This window comes from Qaidamihabitans albus, assembly GCF_016464705.1.
In the GTDB taxonomy this organism is placed as follows: Bacteria; Actinomycetota; Actinomycetes; order Mycobacteriales; family Pseudonocardiaceae; genus Qaidamihabitans; species Qaidamihabitans albus.
The window spans coordinates 82,012-101,943 of record NZ_JAEHOB010000009.1; the positions used below are offsets into that span (position 1 = coordinate 82,012).

Below are 19,932 nucleotides of genomic sequence, written 5' to 3' on the forward strand. Positions count from 1 at the left end.
GTCGAATGGTCCTCAGGAGCGGACGAGCCGGGCGATCGCGTCGCTGGCCTCGCGGACCTTCTCCTCGGCAGCGTCGCCGCCCTCGGCGATCGCCTCGGCGACACAGTGCTTGAGGTGCTCGTCGAGCAGCCCGATCGACACCGACTGCAGTGCCTTGGTGGCCGCCGAGATCTGGGTGAGAACGTCGATGCAGTACTCGTCGCTCTCGACCATCCGCTGCAGCCCGCGGATCTGCCCCTCGATGCGCCGCAGCCGCTTGAGGTATGCCTCTTTGTCTCCGGTGTATCCCCGCATCTCGCCATCTCCTTGTTCGCGCCGACACCCAAGTTTACCCCTTACCCGTATATCCGGCGGCGGTAGCCGAGGGTCGGCGACAGCCTCGTTTATACCCTAGGGGGGTAAGGCAAGTCAACGCGCCACCGATACGAGGGCGGGGTATCTTGCGCTGGCCTTTCGTCCCGCGCACTCCCAGCCGGCGGGGACGATGCATACCGCCGGTGCGGTTGGGGTAGTCGACACTGGCTCCGATCCGGGGAGGTGCAGACCGACGTGACCTTCGCCAACGCACTGATCGCGCTGGCACTAGTGCTCGGCGTGACCGGCGGCCTCTACGGCGTGGCGCACCTCGTCCGGCTCGGCAGTACCGGTGTGGGCATGCGCCCGTTCCTCTCCGGGCACGACCCGGCCGAGCACGCACTGTCCCGCTTCCACGTCCGCTGGTATGCGCTCACGATGATCTTCCTCGCCTTCGACATGGAGATGGTGTTCATGTACCCCTGGGCGCTGGTCGTGGCCGAGAAGGGTACGAGCGCGGTCGTGGAGATGTTCGTCTTCCTGGCCATCCTGATGGCCGGGGTGGTCTACGCCTGGCGTGAGGGGGCGCTGCGGTGGACCTGAGGGGATGGCTGTCGCGACGGCTTCCGGTGCGCCCGCTCGTGGTGCCCGTGCCGGGCGGCACCGCGTCGCGGCTCGCGGCCGAACGCACCTGCCGTACCCGGGGCTGGTATTCCGCGGCGAGTCCGGCCGAGGCCAACCTCCTCGTCGTCGCCGGAGCCACGGACGGCGCGCTCGAAGCGGCGGTGGAACGCGTGTGGCAGTCGATGCCGGCTCCCCGGGCACGGGCCGCGATCGCCCGCGCGGAGCACGCGGAAGGACAGCTCGACGCGGCGGAGGCGACCCTGCGCGACACCTTCCGCCAGCGCCGCCAGGCCACCGAGACCGTCCACCCCGGACCGGAACCCGAGATGGCCGGGCGCGGCGAGGACCGCGACGGGCTCATGCTGGACCAGCTCACCGTGCCGCTGGGCCCGGTGCTGCCCGAATGGCCCGCCGGCCTCGTACTGCACACGACCGTCCAGGGTGACGTGATCCAGGATGCCCGCGTCGAACTGCTCGGGCTCGGCCAGGTGTCCGGCGGCACCCCGTGGTGGCCGTACGGCGGCGGCACGCCCCGCCGCGGGCTCGCCGCGCGGCACCTCGATACGTGCGCGAGCCTGCTCACGCTCGCCGGAGCGGGCCGCGCGGCGATCACCGCGCGGCGGTTGCGCGACGACGTCCTGCTCGGCCGGCCCGCCGCGGAGCTCACCGGGCCGCTGCGCCGGTGGTCGGCCGGGGTCCGCCGCTCGTGGCCGTTGCGGTGGCTGCTTTCCGGCCTCGGTCCGGTCGACGACGACCTCGCCCCTCCCCCGCACCTGGCCGGTGACGTACTCGCCAGGCTGCGGCGTTTCGCCACCGCCGCAGAGGAGGCACTCGCCGACCTGGACGAGGACGGTGCGCTGCCCGGCCGGTCCGGCGATGAGTCCGGCGATGCGCAGTGGACGATCGAGACGCTGCCGCGGCTGCTGGCCGGGAGTGAGCTCGCCGCCGCCCGGCTGCTCGTCGCGAGCCTCGATCCGGACATCGAGGCTCTGACCGGCCGCGAGGTGCGCCCGTGATCGAGCTGACTCCCTGGTGGGGCGCACTACTGCTGCCCCCCGTTCTCGCGGCCTTCGCGGTGGCCGCCGCCGTCTTCGACTCGGCGCTCACGGCCAGGGCTGCCGGTGCACCCGCTCCGCGTGCGGCCGCCGGGGCGCCGTTGCGGGCCGCGGGCGGGCTGCTCCTCCAGCAACGGCGCCGCACGCTGGCCGCCGACGCGCCGCTGTGGCGTGGTGCGGGGATCACGCTGGCCGCCGCCGGCGTCCTCGCGTCCCTCGTGACCCCGCTCGGCCGGTGGGCCGTGGGCGACCTCTCGGTCGGCATCGTGTGGTTCAACGCGATGGAGATCGTGGCTTGGGCCGCGGTGTGGCTGGCGGGCTGGGGCGCAAACTCGGCGTTCGGGCTGGTGGGCGGCTACCGGTTCATCGCACAGGGGCTTTCCTACGAGCTGCCGCACATGTTCGCGCTCACCGCCCCGGCGATCGGTGCCGGTTCACTGCGGGTCGCGGACGTGGTGTCCGCGCAGGACGGGCTATGGTTCGCCGTGTGGATGCCCGTGGCCTTCCTGGTCTTCCTGGCGACCGTGCTCGCGATGGCGTTCCGCCGGCCGTTCGATCACCCGGTGAGCCGGGACACCGCGGGGGGCGTGCTCGCCGAGCTGTCCGGTGTGGACCGGCTGGTGTTCCTCGCCGGGCGCTGGCTGCTGCTGGTCTCGGGCGCGGGCATGGCCGTCGCGCTGTTCCTCGGCGGCGGCGCGGGACCGCTGCTGCCCGCGTGGCTGTGGTCGGTGCTGAAGACGGCGGCGGTCCTCGCGGCGCTGGTGTGGGCGGGACACCGGCTGCCGACGGTCCGGATGGATCGCTTCGCCGAGCTCGCCTGGCTCGTGCTCATCCCGGCGACGCTGCTCCAGGCTCTTTTCGTGTCCATCGTGGTTATCTAGGGCTGTGGTCGCATGTGGCAGGAGATCGTTTTCTGGCTTTGCGCGGCGGGTGCCGTTGGCACCGGCATAGCGGTGTTCCGGGTGGACTCGATGGCAAGGGCCACCTTCGCCCTGCTCGCGTCCTTCCTCTTCGGCGCGGGCACGGTGCTGCTGGTCGAGCTGACCTACCTCGGTGTGCTGGTCATCCTCATGATGATCATGGAGATGGTCATCATGGTCGTCTTCATGGTGATGTACATGATGAATCCCGCCGGCCTGATGCCGATGAGCATGCTGCACAACCAGAGGGGCTCGCTCGCGATCGCCGCAGGCACGTTCGCGCTGCTCACCGCGGGCATCTATCTCGTCGACTGGCCCACCTCGCGGGCGCCGCGCCCCGGCGACCCGACGAAGGCTCTCGGTGAGGCTCTGATGGGCCCGAAGATGCTGGTGATGATCGTGCTCGGCCTCGCACTCTTCGCCACGATCGTCGCCACGGTCGTGCTCGCCACCAACCGGGGTCGCTACGACCGCTACGGCGACCGGCTGGAACGCGACCGTCCCGACGACCCCGTGCGGGGAGGTGTCGGCCGATGACCCTGCAGGACTACCTGTTGCTCGCGGCCGCCCTGTTCAGCGTCGGGCTCTACGGCGCGCTGTCCCAGCAGTCGATCGTGATGATCATGATGGGCCTGGAGCTGATGATCAACGCCGTGATCGTCGGCGGCGCCGCGTTCTGGTACTTCACCTCGCCGGACAGGCCGGACGGCCAGGTCGTCGTCGTGCTCGCCGTGACCGCGATGGCGATCGAGATGGCCATGGGGTTTGCCGTCACCACGGCGGTGTTCCGCGCGCGGGATGTGGACATGACCGACATGGCCGCGGATCTGCGGGACTGACCGATGCTCTGGACCCTAGTCGTGATCCCGCTCATCGCAGGCGCCGCGCTGCTCGCCTCCGGCAGGCGCGCGGACCGGTGGGCTCCCGGCACCGCACTGCCGGCCGCCGCGCTCACGCTGGCGCTCGCGGTCGGCGCCGCCGTGCGCAGGCCCGAGGTCTCGGCCCCGTTCCTCGCCGGGGTGCCGTTCGGCCTTAGGGTGGACGGCCTTTCGGCCGTGCTGATCGTGCTCGTCGCGGTGGTGCTGCTCGCCGTGCTCGTGTTCGCCGTCGGTGAGGTGGGCCCGGGTGAGCCCCGCGCCCGGTTCTTCGGCCTCATGTTGCTCTTCGCCGCAGCGATGCTGGTGACGGTCACCGCCACGAGCATGGTGGCGCTGCTGATGGCGTGGGAGGTCATGGGCGCGACCTCGTACGGGCTGATCGGGTTCTGGTGGCACGAGCCGGAGCGGGCCCGCTCCGGCACGATCGCCTTCCTCACCACCAGGGGCGCCGACCTCGGCCTTTACCTCGCGGCCGCCGCGGCGATGGCGGGCGGTGCCGGTGCGCTCGCGCTGGACGGGCTGGCCACGCTGCCGGACGGCTGGCGCGACGCGGCGGCCGCGGGTGTCCTGCTCGCGGCATTCGGCAAGTCGGCACAGCTGCCGTTCAGCTTCTGGCTCTCCCGCGCGATGGCGGGTCCCACCGCGGTGTCGGCGCTGCTGCACTCGGCGACCATGGTCGCGGCGGGGGCCTACCTGCTGCTGCGGCTGCGGCCGTTGCTCGAGACGACCGCATGGGCGGCGGGGCTCGTGCTGTGGGTCGGTGTGCTGACCGCGCTCGCGCTGGGCGCCGTCGCCGTCGTGCAGCGCGATCTCAAGCAGTTGCTGGCGGCCTCCACCTGCGCACAGGTGGGTTTCATGGTGCTCGCCGCCGGAGCGGGCGGCGTGGCCGGGGGTGCCGCGCAGCTGACGGCGCACGCGGTGACCAAGACCCTGCTGTTCCTCTCCGCCGGCGTGTGGCTGGCCGTGCTGGGCAGGCAGAGCCTGTCCGGCCTGCGCGGCGCCGCACGGCGCAAGCCGATGGTCGGTGTCCTGTTCGCAATCGGTGCGGTCACGCTCGCCGGGGTGCCGCCGCTGTCCATCTGGGCCGCCAAGGACGCCGTCCTGACGGCGGCGCTGCACTCGTCCGTGCCGCTCTACTTGCTCGGGCTGGCCGCGAGCGCGCTGAGCGCCGGGTACGCGGGCCGCGCGCTGATGCTGGTCTGGTCGCCCGCCGACTCGACCGACTCGACCGACTCCACTGTGGACGCCGATTCCACTGTGGACGCAGACGGACCTGGGCGGGCCGGCCGGTGGCGGACGGCCCCGCTACCCCTGCTCGCCGCGCCGGCGGTGCTGCTCGGCGCCTTCGCCGTGCCCCCGGTGTGGTCGGCGTTCGCCGACGCGGTCGGACATCCCGGCGAGCCGGCGCCGACCTGGGCCGAGATGGCCGTGTCGGCGGCGGTCGCCTTGTTCGCCACCGGCGCCGCGGCGGCGGTGGTCCACCGGCGCGGCGACGTCGGCGAGTCCGGTGTGCTCGGCGACTGGCTCGGTTTGGAACGGCTCGCCCGCAGGGTGCTCGTCACACCCGCCGACGTCCTCGCCGGGCTACTGGCGCGCTTCGACGACCGGGTCGTCGACGGAGGTGTCCACGCGGCCGCGGGGGCGGGTACGGCGGTGGCCCGGCTCACCGATGTCCGGATCGAGCCGGTGGTCGATGCGGGCGTGCGGGGCGTGGCGCGTGGCGGCCGCGCGCTGGGCCGGCTGGCCCGCCGCCCGCAGACGGGCCAGCTCCACCAGTACTACGCCCAGGCCGTGGTCGTCCTCGCGGTGCTCGCGCTGCTGTTGGCCGTCCTGTGAGAGAGAGGGGTGAGCGTGCTCAGCCTCGTGGTGTTCCTGCCCGTCGTGGTGGCGGTCGTGCTGCTGGCGGTGCCCCGGGTCAGCGACCCGGTCGTGCGCTGGACCTGGATCGGCACCAGCGCGACCGAGGTCGCCCTCCTCGTGGGCATGTGGGTGGCCTACTCCCCCGGCTCCCCCGGCTCCCCCGGCACGTCCGGATTCGCCTACGAGGAGAACCAGCGCTGGATCCCGAGCGTGCGCGCGGGCTACCACGTAGGAGTCGACGGGCTGAGCCTGCCACTGGTCGCGCTGACGGCAGTGCTGTTCCTCGCCTGCGCGATCTACTCGCTGAGGCAGACGGAGCGGGTCCGCGGCTTCGCGACGCTCTTCCTGTTCCTGGAGACGGTGTGCCTCGGCGTGTTCGTCGCGCTGGACCTGCTGCTGTTCTTCGTGTTCTTCGACCTGTCCATCGTGGGCATGTACTTCGTGATCGCCGGCTGGGGGCACCGCGGCGCGGCGCGGGCGGCGCTGAAGTTCTTCCTCTACACGTTCCTCGGCTCGCTCGTTCTGCTGCTCGGCTTCATCGGCCTCTACCTGGCCTCCTCGCCGCACACGTTCGACATCGTCGAGCTGGTCCGGCAGGACCCCGCGGCGGGCAAGGGTGCAGTGGCCGGGCTGATCCTGCTGGCATTGGTGCTCGGGCTGGCGATCAAGACGCCGACGGTGCCGGTGCACACCTGGCTGCCGCCCGCACACGTGGAGGCGCCCGCGGCCGGATCGGCCATCCTGGCCGGGGTGCTGCTGAAGATGGGCACCTACGGCTTCGTGCGGATCGTGCTGCCGGTGCTGCCGGGCACGTGGCGCGACTACGCGCCGGTCATCGTGATCGTCGGCGTGCTGAGCGTGCTCTACGGCGCGCTGGTGGCGCTGGCACAACGCGACTTCAAGCGGATGATCGCCTACACGTCGGTGAACCACATGGGCTACATCGTGCTCGCGGTCGGGGCTGCCGCCCTGGTGGGCCAGTCGGACGCGCAGGCGCGTCAGCTGGCGATCACCGGCGCGGTGACCCAGATGGTGAGCCACGGCCTGATCACCGGCGCGCTTTTCCTCCTCGCCGGTGTCCTCTACCAGCGCGGCGGTACCTACGACATGGGTTCCTACGGCGGGCTGGCCCGGCAGTTGCCCGTCTTCGCCGGGATCACCGGGCTCGCCGCGTTCGCCTCGCTCGGCCTGCCCGGCTTCTCCGGGTTCATCGCCGAGTTCCAGATCTTCACCGGTTCGCTGCGTGGCGCCCCGGTCGCCACGGCGATCGCCTTGCTCGGCGTGCTCATCACCGCGGCGCTGTTCCTGCGCGCGTATCAGCGGCTCTTCCTCGGACCGCCGAGCAGGCAGGTCGTCGGTGACCTCACGGTCACGGAGACGGCCGCGATCGGCCCGCTGATGCTGCTCGCCGTCGCGATCGGGCTGTTCCCGCGCTTCCTGCTGGACGTGATCGAGCCGGCCGCGGGAGCACTATGATCACGAGCCTGCTCCTCGTGCTGCCTGAGCTCCTCCTCACCGGCGGCGCGGTGTTCGGGTTGCTGCTCGGTTCCTTCCTGCCCAGGCGGCGGCAGTGGGCGGTCCGCGCGCTGGCGGCGCTGGTGTGCGCGGCGGCACTGGCCGCGACCGTGGCCGGCTGGCACCGGACGAGCACGGCGTTCGAGGGCGCGTACTCGGTGGACGTGCCGCTCGGCGCGACCCGCGTGGTGGTGCTCGTGTCAGTGCTGCTGGTGCTGTGCCTGGCGGGCACGGACATCCACGGCCACCGCAGGGAGAGCGAGTTCGTGGTGCTGGTGCTGCTCGGTGCGCTCGGCGCGGTGCTGCTCTCCGGCGCGAACGATCTGTTGCTGCTCGTCGCGGCGTACCTGCTGGCCAGCGTTCCGCTCTATGCGCTGACCGCGTTCGGCAAGGACGCGCCCGGCACGGAGGCGGCGCTGAAGTACTACCTGCTCGGTGCCCTGCTCGGCGTGACGATGCTGTTCGGAGCGCTGCTGCTGTTCGGAACCGGTGGCGCCACGGCGTACCCGGCGCTGCGCGAGGGGCTGCCCGGTGCGCCTGGCGCGGCCGTGGCGGTCGGCGTCATCGCGCTGTTCGCGGGGCTGCTGTTCAAGGCCGGTGCCGTGCCCGCACACTTCTGGGTACCCGACGTCACCGAGGGCGCACGGCCTCCGGTCGCCGCGCTCGTCACCACGATCCCGAAGATCGGTGCCGTGGTGGCCCTCTATCGGATCGGCACGGCCGTGCTCGCGCCGACCACGCTCGCCTGGCCCCTGCTGGTCGCGATCATCGCGGCGGCGACGATGACGCTCGGCAACCTGGCGGCGTTCTTCCAGGACAACGTCCGCCGCCTGCTGGCCTATTCGACGATCGGACAGGTCGGCTACGTGCTGATGGCGGTCGCGGCCGCCACCGGCAGCGGTCTGGCGTTACCCAGCCTGCTGCTCTACCTCGGCGCCTACGCCGTCACCAACCTCGGCGCGTTCGCCGTGGTCTGCGCGTTCCCCGCCGCCCGCACCCTTGGCGACTACACGGGCCTGCGGCGCCGCCATCCCTGGCTGGCGCTCAGCCTGGTGATCGTCCTGCTCGGACTGGTGGGCACGCCACCGACGGCCGTCTTCGCGGGCAAGCTCACGGTCTTCACCGCGGCGCTGGACGCGGGCTTCGGCTGGCTGGTGGTGCTCGCCGTCGCCAACACGGTGGCGAGCGTGTTCTACTACCTGCGCTGGATCGTGCCCGCACTGCGATCCGGGCCTTGGGCGGGCGAGCGGCCCGGACGGTGGGCCGCGGCCGGTGCGCTCACCGCCGCCCCGGCCACGATCCTGATCGGTGTGCTGGCCGGCCCGGTCCTCACCGTTCTGGACGGCGGCCCGCTGCCGGGCTGACCGGTGTGTCCTACCCGGACTCCGGCTCGGCGTCCTGTTCGGATTCCGAGTCCGCCCCGGACTCGGGCTCCGGTGGCGGTTCACAGACGATGCGGGGCTGCGGGTTGTAGACCACCGTGCGGGTCTCGCGGCGGACCTCCTCACCGGTGGAAACCTCGCGGATGATGCGGGTGTCGCTCGTGCTGAACCCACCCGCGCCGCTGCTGGGGACGCAGTAGCCCTCGGGTCCCTGCCGGGTGGGCGGGGACGTGTAGGCGTAGCGGCCGCCCGTGACCGACTCGACGTCGTAGCGCTTGGTGCCCCACAGCCGCACGGTGATGTCCGAGGGGGTCCAGACCGTCTGGATGACCACACCGGTCGGGGCGTCGTTAGTGAACTTCAGGTCGATGACGCTGGAGCCGTCCGGGTTCTGGAACACCGTCGCCTCCCGGGCCTCCGGGTAGCGGCTGATGTAGTAGCTGTGTTCCTTGTGCTCGGTGTCGCGCATACCGGCGAAGTACGCCGCGTTGTAGAGCGTGGTGGCGAACTGGGAGATGCCACCGCCGACGGCCCTGGCCGGCGCGCCCTCCTTGATGACACCGGCGCCGATGTAGCCCTGCTCCGTGCCCCGGGGGCCGGTGTGCCCGTTCAGGCTGAACGTCTCGCCAGGGCGGACGACCGCCCCGTCGACCTCCTCGGCGACCACGCTGATGTTGACGCCCGAGTCGGCCGCGAACCCGCTCGTGGTGAACTCGCCGATCACTTCCCTGATACCGAGGGCGTGCGCCTGCTCGGTGGTGAGCGTGGCGGGCCGCGCCGCGTACCGCGCGGTGATCTCGCGCTGCCCCTGCTGCCGGAGCACGGCAGGCAACCCGGCCAGCGTCGCGTCCCAGTCGACGGCACGGCCGGGAGCGGACGGCAGCACCCGCACCTCGCCGCCCTTGAACGAGAACCCGGCGTCCTTGCCCGCGCGCTCGGTCGGCGCCAGCGCCGGGCCGACGGCTTCGGCGATCTTGTCGTGGTCGGGCTCCGGCACCAGCGTGCCGTCCGCGCCGGGCACGAAGGTGAGCGCCGCGGCGATGGTCCGGGGGCTCAGCACGGCGTCGGCGCCGTCACCACGAACGTGCACCGGCGCCGCCACGGCGGGCCTGGCCACCTGGTCGAGCACGGTGCGCACGGCGCCGGGGGTCGTGCGCACCGGCAGGGTCGCCACCGGCAGTCGCACCGGCTCGCCCGCGGCCCAGTGCCGCAGGACACGGTCGGTGGCCGCGGCCACGTCGAGCCGTCTGCCCGGCACGGGGTCCACCGGAACCGGCTCCAGGCCCTCGAAGCGGACGGTTCCCTCGGCCGGTTCCCGGTCCACCTCGGCGCGCAGCCGTTCCAGCTCCGCGCCGAGGCCGTCGTCGGCGGCCCTGGACACGACGCCGATCTCCTCGGTGGTGAAGAAGGACGCGATCCGGGCGAACGGGTTCAGTGGCTGCTCGGCGGCTCTGTCGAGGGTCGCCGCCCAGTCCAGTTTGAGCCCGGCCGCAGCCGGGTCCAGCGAGTGGGTGGTGCCCGCCGCCGTCAGCTCGACGGGACGGCCGAGCCGGGGCCGGACCACCGCCCGCAGTCGCCGCTCGGCATCCTCGCGGCTCATCCCGCCGACATCGACGCCGGCCACCGTGTTGCCTCTCGCCACGTCGCCGCTGGTCAGGAGCAGGTCCAGCACGTACACCAGCGTGAGGACGCCGGCCACCGCACCCGCGACGGCAGCGGCCCTGTGCAGCCTGGGACGGACCCGCGCCGGGGCAGGCGGTGCCACCGGATCGGCAGCGGACTCCTCAACGGTGTCCTCGCTACCCGGCCGGGGCTCGATCGAGTTCTCCGCGGACAAGGCTCCCCCGAGTGGTCAATGACGGATCGCCCGAGCACGCGGCCAGCCTGGCCGGGGTGGGCGTTCGAACTATGCCACCCAGGGCCGGGCGGCGCCGTGCCACCCCACCGGGACACCCCACCGGGACCGCTCAGTTGTCGTCGTCCTCGTCCTTCTGGTCCTTGTCGTCCTTCTTGTCGTCCTTCTTGTCGTTGTCGCCGTTGTCGCCGTTGTCGCTGTTCTCGTCGTTCTCGTCGTCGAGCCGGACGGAGGAGACCAGCTCGTCGGAGTCGATCAGCGGCGCGCCGTCGCGGGTGAGCATGCCGAGCCGGTGCGTCTCGCGGAACTTGCCGGTGCCCGCCATGTCGAACTCGAGCCGGACTTCGACGAGGTCCTTCCCGGCCACCCGTGGCCCGGCGATCACCTTGACCTTCTTGACGTCGCCCCAGAACCGCTCGTACTCCTTCTCGCCCTGCTCCCGCAGCCCCGGGCCGAGCCGGTCCCACGCCTGGCCGGTCCGCTCGGGCAGCAGCGCGTAGTACTCGGTGACCGCATCGCGCAGGTCCTCGTCGCTCACCGGCTCGGCGGTGGGCGTCGTCGGCGTGGCCGGGCTGGACGAGGTGCCGGGAGCTGGTGGCGCCGACGAGCTCGGCGGCGCATCGTCCGCGGCACTTCGCTGGCCGGCGCTGACGAGGAACTCCGCCACGAGGACGCCCACCGCCGCGGCGGCGAGCAGTGCCAGCGCGTAGTAGGCGACCCGCCTGCCGGATCGTCCTGCGGGTGCGGCCGCCGCGGCGGCCGCCGGAGCCGCCCTCGGTGCGGCCGGTGCGGCGGCGTGCATGTCGAGCCGCGTCGACGCCGGCCTCGACGCGGGCATCGTCGGTGGTTCCACGCCGACGGGCGACCTGCCGCCCGCGACCGCGTTCAGCAGATCGGCGACCTGGGGCATTGTCGGCCGGCCTCCGGCCTCGGGTTGCAGCATCTGCTGCAACGGGCCGGTGAGCGGACCGGCCTGCCGCGGTGGTTCCACGCGCCCGGTCGCCACCGTGTGCAGCAGGGCGATCTCGTTACCGCCACCGCCGAACGGCGGCCGCCCCTCCACCGCCGCGTACAGCGTGGCCCCGAGGGAGAAGACGTCCGATGCCGGGCCGGGTTCCTCGCCCCGGGCGGACTCGGGCGAGAGGAAGGCCGGTGTCCCGGCGAGCAGACCCGTCTTGGTCACCGTGATATCACCGGCGGCACGGGAGATGCCGAAGTCGGTGATCTTCACGGCGCCGTCGTGGCCGAGCAGGATGTTGCCCGGCTTGATGTCGCGGTGGATGACGCCCGCGGCGTGGGCCGCGGCCAGTGCGGATGCGGTCTGGCCGCCGATCCGGGCCACCTCCGCCGGGGGCAGGATGCCGCGCTCGTCCAGCACCGCGGCCAGGCTCTGCGAGGGCAGGTACTCCATGACGAGCACGGGCCTGCCACTGTCCTCGGCCACGTTGTAGACCGCGATGGCGTTGGGATGCTGCAGGCGCGCGGCGATCCTTCCCTCACGGAACGCCCGCTGCCGCGCACTCTCGGCCTCGGCCTCGCTCAACCCCGGCGGCAGCAGTACCTGCTTGACCGCCACCACCCGGTCCAGGCGCTCGTCCACCGCCCGCCACACCACGCCCATCGCGCCGCTGCCGATGCGGCCCTGAAGGCGGTAACGCCCGGCGACCAGGCGTCCCTCGTCGTCGCTCACCGGTGTCTCCCTGTCACTCCGACAGGGTAGAGCGTTCGTTCCCCACCGGAGATCCGGCTCGCAGCGCGCGATGCCTGGCGTTTCGCCTGAACGCGACTGGGCCACTTGGAGCAATTCGCGGGAAGGGTTCCGAATCCCGCGTTTTACGTTCACTCGGCGGTGGTAATTCGGTCGAGTTCGCAAGACCTAATGCATTACGAATTCACAACAAGTTCATTCAGGACAATTCACCAAGGGAGGCTGACCATGAAACGTGGGGCTCAGGTAGCCATGGGGGTCGGGGCAGGCTATCTACTCGGTCGTACCCGCAAGATGCGGCTGGCACTGATGATGGCCGGGGCGGGAGCGACCGGAAGACTCGGCGTGTCCCCGGGCGAACTGGTGCAACGAGGCGCCAAGCGGCTCACCGCATCGCCGGAACTGGGCCGGCTCACCGAGACGGTACGCGGAGAACTACTCGGCGCCGCGAAGTCCGCGGCCGCCACGGCCGCGAGCGGCCGGATCGAGTCGCTGAACGAGCGCATCCAGAGTGGCGGCCGCACGGCGACCGGAAGCGACGAACCGGCCGAACCCGTCGAGTCTACTATGGACCGGACGCAAGGCTCCGCGGACGACGAAGCGGAAATCTCCGGAACAGTGGGCGAATCCGACAGCGGTGACGAATCCGAGCAGCGTCCCGCGCGGCAGCGGCGATCCCCGCGGGCCGGTACTTCCACCGGCCGCGCGCCCGTGCGGCGCACGCGGAGGTGAGCCAGGTGGCGACCGAACAGGTTTCCGGCAAGGCCCGGAAGGCGACCGGCACCGACTCGGCGGACCAGCTCAAGGACGCGGTACAGCAGCTCGTCACGACGATGGCCGGGCGAGCGGCGTCGACGGTGACGGGCAAGGTCGAGGCGACCGCCGGGCGGCTCAACGACTACGCGAGCGGCGGCGGTGACGGCGGTGGCCTGCTCTCCGCCGTGACCGGAGCGGGCCTTTCCCGCATCGGCGGCAAGCTCAGGGAAGCCGTCGGTGCTGGTGGTGGCGGCAAGGGTGGCAAGCTGAGGGTCACCAACATCGTCGAGGCGATCGACGTGGGCGCGCCGGTGGACGTCACCTACGACCAGTGGACCCGGTTCACCGACTTTCCGAGCTTCATGAAGAAGGTCGAGAACGTCGAGCAGGTATCGGACGAGAAGCTCGTGTGGAAGGCCCAGGTCTTCTGGTCCCATCGCAGCTGGGAGGCCACGATCCTGGACCAGGTTCCCGGTGAGCGCATCGTCTGGCGGTCCAGGGGCGACAAGGGCCATGTCGACGGCGCGGTGACGTTCCACGAGCTCGCACCACAGCTGACCCGCGTCGTCCTCGTGCTCGAGTACCACCCGCAGGGCCTCTTCGAGCGCACCGGCAACCTCTGGCGCGCCCAGGGTCGCCGGGCGCGCCTGGAACTGAAGCACTTCCAGCGGCACGTGATGACCCATTCCGTCCTGCATCCCGACGAGGTCGAGGGCTGGCGCGGCGAGATACAGGACGGAGAGGTCGTCGACGGTCCCGAAGACACGGAAGACACCGAAGAAACCGGCGAAGACCAAGAACCGGACGAGACCGAGGCTCCCGGGGAGCCCGAGCCGGCGCGGCCGCGGCGCCGCACCCGGCGCCGGGAACCGAAGACCGGAACCCGGACGCGGGCAACCCGAGGAGGCCGTTCATGACCACAGCCGTGCAGCCCGCAGGCGGCGGAGGAGGCGGGTTCGACCGCCCCTCCTCGTCCAGCCTGGCCGATGTCATCGACACGATCCTGGACAAGGGCCTCGTGATCGACGCCTACGTGCGGGTGTCGCTCGTCGGTATCGAGCTGTTGACGATCGACGCGCGGATCGTCGTCGCCAGCGTCGACACCTACCTGCGCTTCGCCGAGGCCGTGAACCGGCTCGACATCTCCGACAACGAGCAGAAGGGGTTGCCGGACCTCATGCAGGACATGAACCAGGGCGGCGCCAGGTCCAGGACGAAGGGAGCGATCGAGGCGGCGGGCGACAAACTGCACGAGTTCCTCGGCGAGAACGAGCAGCAGCAGGCCGGCCGCGGCCGCAGGCAGAAGGGGGACGAATGATGCCCACGCGAGACGACACCGCGCAGCAGACCGCCAGCTACGTGTACGGGATCGTGCCCGCCGACGTCGAGACCGACCCCGAGGTGCGCGGCGTGGGTGACCCGCCCAGCCCGATCACGGCCGTGCGGCACGGGGAGGTCGCGGCGCTGGTGAGTGAGATCGTCGCCGACCGGCCGCTGGGCCGGCCCGAGGAGCTCACCGCGCACGCCCAGATCCTCGACGCCACCGCCGGGGAGGCGCCGGTCCTGCCCCTGCGGTTCGGCGCCGTGCTGGCCGACGAGAACGCGGTGACCGACGAGTTGCTCGCGGCCCACCACGACGAGTTCCTCGCCGCACTCCGCGAGCTGGAGGGCCATGCGCAGTACATCGTCAAGGGCCGGTACGACGAGAAGGCGGTACTGCGCGAGATTCTGTCCGAAAGCGAGGAGGCGGCGCGGCTGCGCGACGAGATCGCCGAACTGCCGGAGGACGCCTCCCGCAACGCGCGCATCGCGCTGGGCGAGCTCGTCAACAACGCCATCGCCGCGAAACGCGAAGCGGACACCCGGCGAACCGTGCGGGCACTCGACTCGCTCGGCTTCGCGACCTCGGTGCGCCAGCCCACTCACGAGGAGGACGCGGTCCACGTCGCGTGCCTCGCCGAGACGGCGAAGCAGGATCAGCTGGAGGACTCCGTCGGCGAGCTCGCCCGTGAGTGGGAGGGCCGCGTGCACCTGCGGCTGCTCGGCCAACAGCAGGAGTGACGGGATGGGCCTTCTGTCGCTAATCCTCGGCCTGCCCCTGGCTCCGGTACGCGGGGTCATCGCGCTGGGTGGGGGCGAGCCGGCCCGCACGGTGGAGGCAGCCGGCCTGGTCGCCGTCGTCAGCACGGTCGATCTCGCCGAGTACGGCGAGCAACCGCTGCGGCGCAACCTCGAAGACCTCGACTGGCTCGCGGCGACGGCACGGGCCCACGACGCGGTCGTGCACACCGTCGCGCGGTCGGCCACCGCGGCCGTTCCGCTCCGGCTCGCCACCGTGTACCTCGGCGACGAGCGGGTACGCGTGCTGCTGGCCGACCGGCGAACCGAGTTCGCGGTCGCGCTCGACCGGCTGGCCGGGCGGACCGAGTGGGGGGTGAAGGGCTACGCCGATCCCGACGCGCTCGCCGCGCCGCCGCGGTCCGGCGACGAGGCAGCCGCCGGGCGGGGTTCCGGTACGGCCTACCTGCTCCGGCGACGAGCGCAGCTGTCGGCGAGGGAGAGCGCCGAGCGCACGGCGGCCGAGCACGCCGGGCGGCTGCACGCCGCACTCACCGACCTGTCGGTCGCGGGCAGGCGGCACGCCCCTCAGGACCCGAACCTGTCCGGGCAGCGGGCGTGGATGGTGCTCAACGGCTCCTACCTGGTCGACGACGCGCGAGCCGACGAGTTCGCCGCCGCCGTCAGCGACCTGGACGGCGAGCGGAGCGGGGTCTCGCTCGAACTGACCGGACCGTGGCCGCCGTACTCGTTCTCGACAACAGTGCTGGAGGTGCTGGAGGAGTGATGACGGAACCCGAAGCGGTGCAGGCGGGCCCGGAGCGCCGGATCGCGCTGGTCGATCTGCTCGACCGGGTACTGGCCGGCGGCGTCGTCGTCTCCGGTGAGATCACGCTCGCGATCGCCGACGTCGATCTGGTGCACCTGTCGCTGCGGGCCCTGCTCACTTCCGCGAGCACGCTGGAGCGGGGTGTGGCGGATGCCTGACACCCCCGGCCGCCGGAACCCGCTGGCCGAGCGGATCGACTCCGACCCCGAGTCGGTGGAACGCGGGCTGGCCGGGCTCGTGCTCACGATCATCGAGCTGCTGCGGCAGCTCATGGAGCGGCAGGCGCTTTCGCCGGGTCGATGACGGCGGCCTCACCGATGCCCAGGTGGAGCGGATCGGCCTCACGCTGATGCGGCTCGAGGAGCGGATGGCCGAGCTCCGCGAGCATTTCGGGCTGGGCGCCGAGGACCTCGACATCGATCTGGGTCCGCTGGGACCGCTCCTCACGACGGAGTGATCCACCCGCCTTCCGGATGCGGTGGGGTCGTTCGTATGATACCGGGCGATGAGCAGGTGGCTGAACGTCTGGCACGAGTCCGCCGCGCGCCGTGAGCTGGCGTCGCTGGCGGACCGGCTGGGGCACGCCGGGCTGCGCCTCGGCTCGCTGGCGCCCGGCCTGCTCGCCGCCGTCGACCAGCACGCCGCCTCCGTCCGCGACATCCTCACGCTCAGCGGTGGCCGGGTCAGTGCCGCCGAGCTCGCCGGATACGCCCGCGGCGTCCAGGACGTGGCCGCCGAGTCGGGCTGGCGGCTGCCCGGTCACGCCTCGTGGACCCCCGACTGGGTGAGCCTGCGGCTGATCGCCGTGTGCCTGCTGGCCGTGGCGGCGCCGGTCGTGGTCGCCGGTGGCGACGCCGACCCGCTGCTGTTCTTCTGATTTTCTGCCCCCAATGCGGCATTGGTAGCGCTCAGCGCTACCAATGCCGCATTGGGGGCGTCCCCGACTGCTACCGCGGGTACTCGGGCGGCGCCTGCCCCGCCGGCTGCTGCTGCGGCGTCGGCTGCGTGGGCGGCTCCTCGGTCTGCGCCCGGGACGCGTCCTCGCGGCCACGCTGGTACGCCTGCGTCTGCGACTTGGCGTTGGGCAGCTCCTCCTCCGCCCGGTTCAGCCAGCGGTCCCAGCGCTGCTGCATCGGGCGCACCATGCCGCCGCCGACACCCACCACGATCACGCCACCCACGGTGGCGAGCACCGCGATCAGCACCGGGGTGGTGACAGCCGTCGCGACCCCGATCTGGTTCAGAGCGGCGATGACCCCGAGCGCGATGATGAAGACCTGCGCGACCCTGGCGAGGAACGCGCCGTAGTTCAGCCCGCCGAGCGCGCTGCCGACGAGATCACGAACGGCGTTGGCGATCGCGGCGGCCACGACGACGATCACGATCGCGACGATCGCCCGCGGCAGCCAGGCCACGATCCCGGTCAGCAGCGCGCTCACCGGGTTCGGGCCGAAGACTCCGAACGCGATCTGGAGCGCGACCAGCAGCACGGCGTAGTAGACCAACGCCGCGACGAGCCCGCTGGCATCGTACTTCGACCGGGCGAGTGCACGCTTGATGCCGCCCCGCTCGGCGGCCCGATCGAAGTTGAGCCGGTCGAGCACCATGTTCACCAGCTTGCGCAGTCCCTTGGCGACCAACCACCCGACGAGCAGGATCACCACGAACGCGACGAACTTCGGCAGGAAGGTGATCACCGCCCCGAGGGCGTCGTTGAAGGATTCCGTTATGTTCATCCGGTTCCACTTCCCTTCTGCGGCCGGCAGGCTACTGAGCGCTCGGCCGGAAACCGTCTGCAGTTGTGTCGCTGGTGGACCAGCCGGGGGTACCCCGCGAGCCTCAGGCTCACACGCACACTTACGCACAGCTTCCCGAACGGCCGAACTCCGCCCCATCAGGTGAATCCGGGATCCACCCTCAGCGCACGGCCCGGCACAGCGCCGCGATGTCGGGCGGGCCGACCCGGCAGCAGCCACCGAGCAGGGCCGCGCCGGCGGAGAGCCAGTGTCCAACGTGGTCGGTGCGGAACCGCGACTCCCCCGTCCACCGCCGCCGCGCGGCGTCCCAGCGCTCCCCGCTGTTGGGGTAGCACACCACTGGTTTGCCGGTGACCTCCCGCGCCAGCTCCACCGCCCCGGCCACCTCGTCCGGGGCGCAGCAGTTCACGCCCACCGCGAGGATCTGCTCGCATCCGGCCACCACGGCGAACGCCTCGTCGAGCGGCTGGCCGGCGCGGGTGCGCCCGCCGGCGATCGTGTACGACAGCCACGCGGGAACGTCCACCGCGCCGAGCGCCTCGACCAGTGCGACGGCCTCGTCGATGTCGGGCACGGTCTCCAGTGCGAGCACGTCGGGGCCGGCCTCGGCGAGCACCTCCAGCCGCGGGCGGTGGAAGGCGACCAGCTCGCGCCGGGTCAGGCCGTAGCGCCCCCGGTACTCCGAGCCGTCGGCGAGCAGCGCGCCGTACGGACCGGCGGACGCCGCGACCCACCGGCGCCTGCCGTCCGCGACCCGGTCCCGCACCTGCTCACGCGCCGTCCGGGCCAGCTCGACGCTGCGGCGCAGCAGTGTCGCCGCCTCGGCCCGGTCGATGCCGTGCGCGGCGAAGCCGGGAAAACTCGCCTGGTAGCTCGCCGTCGTCGCGACCTCGGCACCAGCCAGGAAGAACGCGACGTGCGCGGCGACGATCCCGGCCGGTGCGTCGGCGAGCAGGCGCGCCGACCACAGCTCGTCGGAGAGGTCGTGCCCGCGTGCCTCCAGCTCCGTGGCCAGGCCGCCGTCGAGCACGATCGGGCCCGCATCGAGGTCACCGGGTCGCACAGGGACAAAGCGTAGCCGTGCCGGACCGGCTCGCGATACACCCGGACACCCACGTGGACCGGCATTAGCACACCCCGATTCCACCCCGACGTGCCGGGCGGCCGGTGCCCGCGTGCGGCCGGGGACGCCATATTGTGTGCGCGCTACCAAGCGGAGGACTGCGTGGACGACGTCGACTACTACGAGCTGCTGGGTGTGCGGCCGGACGCCACCCACGCGCAGATCAAGTCGGCCTACCGCACGCTCGCCAGGAGCATGCACCCGGACACCGGTGGTACCGCAGGCACGTTCCGGCTGCTGCGGGAGGCATACGAGACACTCAACGACCCGGCCCGCCGCGCGGAGTACGACCGGGACGGCGACAGCGACAGCGACGACGACGCCACCGGGCGCGACGACGAAGCGAACGGTGCGGCCCGGGACCCGGCCGCCACCACGGCCACCCGGGCCAGGCGCCGGGCGCCGGGCCGCGCGCACCGGGGCAGGCGGTTCGGCGAGGACCCCGGTTTCGCACCACCGCCGGTCCGCATCGACGTGGACACCATTCCCTGGTGGGGCCTGGTCGACGCCCGCGAGCGGGTGCACTACGCGCATCCCGGCGCACCCGGCCACGCGCCGTGGGCGGCAGCGGCAGGCGGGCTGGCGCTGCTCGCGGCGCCGCCGCTGCTTCCCGTCGAGTTCTCCACGCCGCTGCTGGTCTGCTGGCTGGTGCTCGTCGTCGCCGCGCTCGTCGCGGGACGGCGGCTGATGCGGCACCACCGCTCGTCAGTGCGGACCGCACGGGCGTTTCGCGACGAGTTCGGCGGCCGGACGGTGTTCGGCCGCCCGGGCGCGGACCGCGACCAGGCCGGTGAGCGGCTGACGGCCGACCTGCTGTCGCGTTACCTCACCCGGCTACCAGGCGTGCGGATCTTCCACGGCCTCGCCTGGCCGGACTCGGTCTTCGCCGACATCGACCACGCCGTGCTGTGCGGGCGGCGGCTCGTGCTGATCGAGTCCAAGCTGTGGCTGCCGGGGCACTACACCACCGACGCCGCAGGTACCCTCCTGCGCAACGGGCAGCGTTTCCGCGGTGGCGGCAGCAGGCTCGCCGACGGCGTCGACGCCTTCCGGGCGCTGCTGCCGGAGGTGGAGGTGCGCGGCGCCCTCGTGCTGTACCCGAGCCGCAGCGGCGCGCTCAGCACCGGTGCGGCGACCGGCGCCGCGGCGCCGATGGCCCCGGAGCGGTTCGTCCGCGAGATCGGCGACTGGCTCGCCGTCGAACCATACACAGTGGACCGTAGCGTTTTCCGGGTGGTACTCGGCCAGGTCGCCGGTACGACCAGGGGCGTACGGGATCCCGGGGGCCGGGGTTCGGGGTGAAAGTCAGGGGCGTTCC

21 protein-coding genes and 1 pseudogene are annotated in these 19,932 nt (G+C 72.1%); 17 read left to right on the forward strand and 5 right to left on the reverse strand.

Annotated features, from left to right (window positions below; translation table 11 throughout):
* Positions 1-12: 12 nt before the first annotated feature.
* Positions 13-294, reverse strand: a complete 282-nt coding sequence (locus JAP66_RS18550) for a metal-sensitive transcriptional regulator (protein ID WP_199433049.1) — start codon at positions 292-294, stop codon at positions 13-15.
* 255 nt (positions 295-549) lie between these two features.
* On the opposite strand from JAP66_RS18550, the gene JAP66_RS18555 reads away from it, so the two are divergent.
* The 8 genes from JAP66_RS18555 to JAP66_RS18590 are packed head-to-tail and all read left to right on the forward strand — an operon-like array spanning position 550 to position 8,510.
* Positions 550-897 (forward strand): NADH-quinone oxidoreductase subunit A, encoded by a 348-nt coding sequence (locus JAP66_RS18555; RefSeq protein WP_199433050.1) that lies wholly within the window; start codon positions 550-552, stop codon positions 895-897.
* Complete coding sequence (locus JAP66_RS18560; RefSeq protein WP_199433051.1) at positions 888-1,934, forward strand: hypothetical protein; 1,047 nt, start codon at positions 888-890, stop codon at positions 1,932-1,934. Before JAP66_RS18555 ends, JAP66_RS18560 begins: the two co-directional genes overlap by 10 nt.
* Positions 1,931-2,854: a complex I subunit 1 family protein gene (locus tag JAP66_RS18565; RefSeq protein ID WP_199433052.1), complete on the forward strand. Its 924-nt coding sequence runs from the start codon at positions 1,931-1,933 to the stop codon at positions 2,852-2,854. The genes JAP66_RS18560 and JAP66_RS18565 overlap by 4 nt, the downstream gene beginning before the upstream one ends.
* 12 nt (positions 2,855-2,866) lie before the next feature.
* A complete protein-coding gene (locus JAP66_RS18570) occupies positions 2,867-3,430 on the forward strand; it encodes an NADH-quinone oxidoreductase subunit J (RefSeq protein WP_199433053.1) in 564 nt (187 codons plus the stop codon).
* Complete coding sequence (gene nuoK, locus JAP66_RS18575; RefSeq protein ID WP_199433054.1) at positions 3,427-3,732, forward strand: NADH-quinone oxidoreductase subunit NuoK; 306 nt, start codon at positions 3,427-3,429, stop codon at positions 3,730-3,732. Before JAP66_RS18570 ends, nuoK begins: the two co-directional genes overlap by 4 nt.
* Positions 3,733-3,735: 3 nt before the next feature.
* On the forward strand, positions 3,736-5,607 hold the full coding sequence (locus tag JAP66_RS18580) for a proton-conducting transporter transmembrane domain-containing protein (RefSeq protein ID WP_199433055.1): 1,872 nt from the start codon (positions 3,736-3,738) through the stop codon (positions 5,605-5,607).
* Positions 5,608-5,622: 15 nt separating this feature from the next.
* On the forward strand, positions 5,623-7,107 hold the full coding sequence (locus JAP66_RS18585) for a complex I subunit 4 family protein (protein WP_199433190.1): 1,485 nt from the start codon (positions 5,623-5,625) through the stop codon (positions 7,105-7,107).
* The gene (locus tag JAP66_RS18590) at positions 7,104-8,510 is read left to right on the forward strand and encodes an NADH-quinone oxidoreductase subunit N (RefSeq protein WP_199433056.1); all 1,407 of its coding nucleotides are present in this window, start codon (positions 7,104-7,106) and stop codon (positions 8,508-8,510) included. Before JAP66_RS18585 ends, JAP66_RS18590 begins: the two co-directional genes overlap by 4 nt.
* Positions 8,511-8,520: 10 nt before the next feature.
* Here the strand turns inward: JAP66_RS18590 and JAP66_RS18595 are convergent, their stop codons facing one another.
* The gene (locus JAP66_RS18595; protein WP_210770348.1) at positions 8,521-10,365 is read right to left on the reverse strand and encodes a VanW family protein; all 1,845 of its coding nucleotides are present in this window, start codon (positions 10,363-10,365) and stop codon (positions 8,521-8,523) included.
* A 130-nt stretch (positions 10,366-10,495) separates the two neighbouring features.
* Positions 10,496-12,073: a serine/threonine-protein kinase gene (locus tag JAP66_RS18600; protein ID WP_199433057.1), complete on the reverse strand. Its 1,578-nt coding sequence runs from the start codon at positions 12,071-12,073 to the stop codon at positions 10,496-10,498.
* 246 nt (positions 12,074-12,319) lie between these two features.
* Between JAP66_RS18600 and JAP66_RS18605 the strand changes: the two genes are divergently transcribed.
* The 8 genes and pseudogenes from JAP66_RS18605 (at position 12,320) to JAP66_RS18640 (ending at position 16,611) form a co-directional block, all read left to right on the forward strand.
* Entirely contained in the window at positions 12,320-12,823 is a 504-nt protein-coding gene (locus JAP66_RS18605) for a hypothetical protein (protein WP_199433058.1), read from the forward strand.
* The gene (locus JAP66_RS18610) at positions 12,820-13,764 is read left to right on the forward strand and encodes an SRPBCC family protein (protein WP_372448986.1); all 945 of its coding nucleotides are present in this window, start codon (positions 12,820-12,822) and stop codon (positions 13,762-13,764) included. The genes JAP66_RS18605 and JAP66_RS18610 overlap by 4 nt, the downstream gene beginning before the upstream one ends.
* Positions 13,761-14,165: a gas vesicle protein GvpJ gene (gene gvpJ, locus JAP66_RS18615; RefSeq protein ID WP_199433059.1), complete on the forward strand. Its 405-nt coding sequence runs from the start codon at positions 13,761-13,763 to the stop codon at positions 14,163-14,165. The genes JAP66_RS18610 and gvpJ overlap by 4 nt, the downstream gene beginning before the upstream one ends.
* A complete protein-coding gene (locus JAP66_RS18620) occupies positions 14,165-14,908 on the forward strand; it encodes a GvpL/GvpF family gas vesicle protein (protein WP_235999130.1) in 744 nt (247 codons plus the stop codon). The genes gvpJ and JAP66_RS18620 overlap by 1 nt, the downstream gene beginning before the upstream one ends.
* Before the next feature lie 4 nt (positions 14,909-14,912).
* The gene (locus JAP66_RS18625; RefSeq protein WP_199433061.1) at positions 14,913-15,692 is read left to right on the forward strand and encodes a GvpL/GvpF family gas vesicle protein; all 780 of its coding nucleotides are present in this window, start codon (positions 14,913-14,915) and stop codon (positions 15,690-15,692) included.
* Positions 15,692-15,892, forward strand: a complete 201-nt coding sequence (locus JAP66_RS18630) for a gas vesicle protein (protein ID WP_199433062.1) — start codon at positions 15,692-15,694, stop codon at positions 15,890-15,892. Before JAP66_RS18625 ends, JAP66_RS18630 begins: the two co-directional genes overlap by 1 nt.
* Positions 15,885-16,191, forward strand: a pseudogene (locus JAP66_RS18635) (gas vesicle protein K). Before JAP66_RS18630 ends, JAP66_RS18635 begins: the two are co-directional and overlap by 8 nt.
* 48 nt (positions 16,192-16,239) lie before the next feature.
* Complete coding sequence (locus tag JAP66_RS18640) at positions 16,240-16,611, forward strand: DUF6401 family natural product biosynthesis protein (protein WP_199433063.1); 372 nt, start codon at positions 16,240-16,242, stop codon at positions 16,609-16,611.
* A gap of 70 nt (positions 16,612-16,681) precedes the next feature.
* On the opposite strand, the gene JAP66_RS18645 is transcribed toward JAP66_RS18640, so the two are convergent.
* Both JAP66_RS18645 and mmuM read right to left on the reverse strand, forming a co-directional pair.
* Positions 16,682-17,470: a mechanosensitive ion channel family protein gene (locus tag JAP66_RS18645; RefSeq protein WP_199433064.1), complete on the reverse strand. Its 789-nt coding sequence runs from the start codon at positions 17,468-17,470 to the stop codon at positions 16,682-16,684.
* Positions 17,471-17,651: 181 nt separating this feature from the next.
* On the reverse strand, positions 17,652-18,554 hold the full coding sequence (gene mmuM, locus JAP66_RS18650) for a homocysteine S-methyltransferase (RefSeq protein WP_199433065.1): 903 nt from the start codon (positions 18,552-18,554) through the stop codon (positions 17,652-17,654).
* Between the two features lie 162 nt (positions 18,555-18,716).
* Between mmuM and JAP66_RS18655 the strand changes: the two genes are divergently transcribed.
* Positions 18,717-19,916: a J domain-containing protein gene (locus JAP66_RS18655; RefSeq protein ID WP_199433066.1), complete on the forward strand. Its 1,200-nt coding sequence runs from the start codon at positions 18,717-18,719 to the stop codon at positions 19,914-19,916.
* Positions 19,917-19,932 lie beyond the last annotated feature (16 nt).

What these genes read in the sequence shown, in the direction of transcription:
- JAP66_RS18550 (WP_199433049.1), bottom strand. Translation starts at nt 294, where the DNA reads ATGCGGGGATACACCGGAGACAAAGAGGCATACCTCAAGCGGCTGCGG.
- JAP66_RS18570 (WP_199433053.1), top strand. Translation starts at nt 2,867, where the DNA reads ATGTGGCAGGAGATCGTTTTCTGGCTTTGCGCGGCGGGTGCCGTTGGC.
- nuoK (WP_199433054.1), top strand. Translation starts at nt 3,427, where the DNA reads ATGACCCTGCAGGACTACCTGTTGCTCGCGGCCGCCCTGTTCAGCGTC.
- JAP66_RS18580 (WP_199433055.1), top strand. Translation starts at nt 3,736, where the DNA reads ATGCTCTGGACCCTAGTCGTGATCCCGCTCATCGCAGGCGCCGCGCTG.
- JAP66_RS18590 (WP_199433056.1), top strand. Translation starts at nt 7,104, where the DNA reads ATGATCACGAGCCTGCTCCTCGTGCTGCCTGAGCTCCTCCTCACCGGC.
- JAP66_RS18605 (WP_199433058.1), top strand. Translation starts at nt 12,320, where the DNA reads ATGAAACGTGGGGCTCAGGTAGCCATGGGGGTCGGGGCAGGCTATCTA.
- gvpJ (WP_199433059.1), top strand. Translation starts at nt 13,761, where the DNA reads ATGACCACAGCCGTGCAGCCCGCAGGCGGCGGAGGAGGCGGGTTCGAC.
- JAP66_RS18620 (WP_235999130.1), top strand. Translation starts at nt 14,165, where the DNA reads ATGCCCACGCGAGACGACACCGCGCAGCAGACCGCCAGCTACGTGTAC.
- JAP66_RS18625 (WP_199433061.1), top strand. Translation starts at nt 14,913, where the DNA reads ATGGGCCTTCTGTCGCTAATCCTCGGCCTGCCCCTGGCTCCGGTACGC.
- JAP66_RS18630 (WP_199433062.1), top strand. Translation starts at nt 15,692, where the DNA reads ATGACGGAACCCGAAGCGGTGCAGGCGGGCCCGGAGCGCCGGATCGCG.
- JAP66_RS18640 (WP_199433063.1), top strand. Translation starts at nt 16,240, where the DNA reads ATGAGCAGGTGGCTGAACGTCTGGCACGAGTCCGCCGCGCGCCGTGAG.
- JAP66_RS18645 (WP_199433064.1), bottom strand. Translation starts at nt 17,470, where the DNA reads ATGAACATAACGGAATCCTTCAACGACGCCCTCGGGGCGGTGATCACC.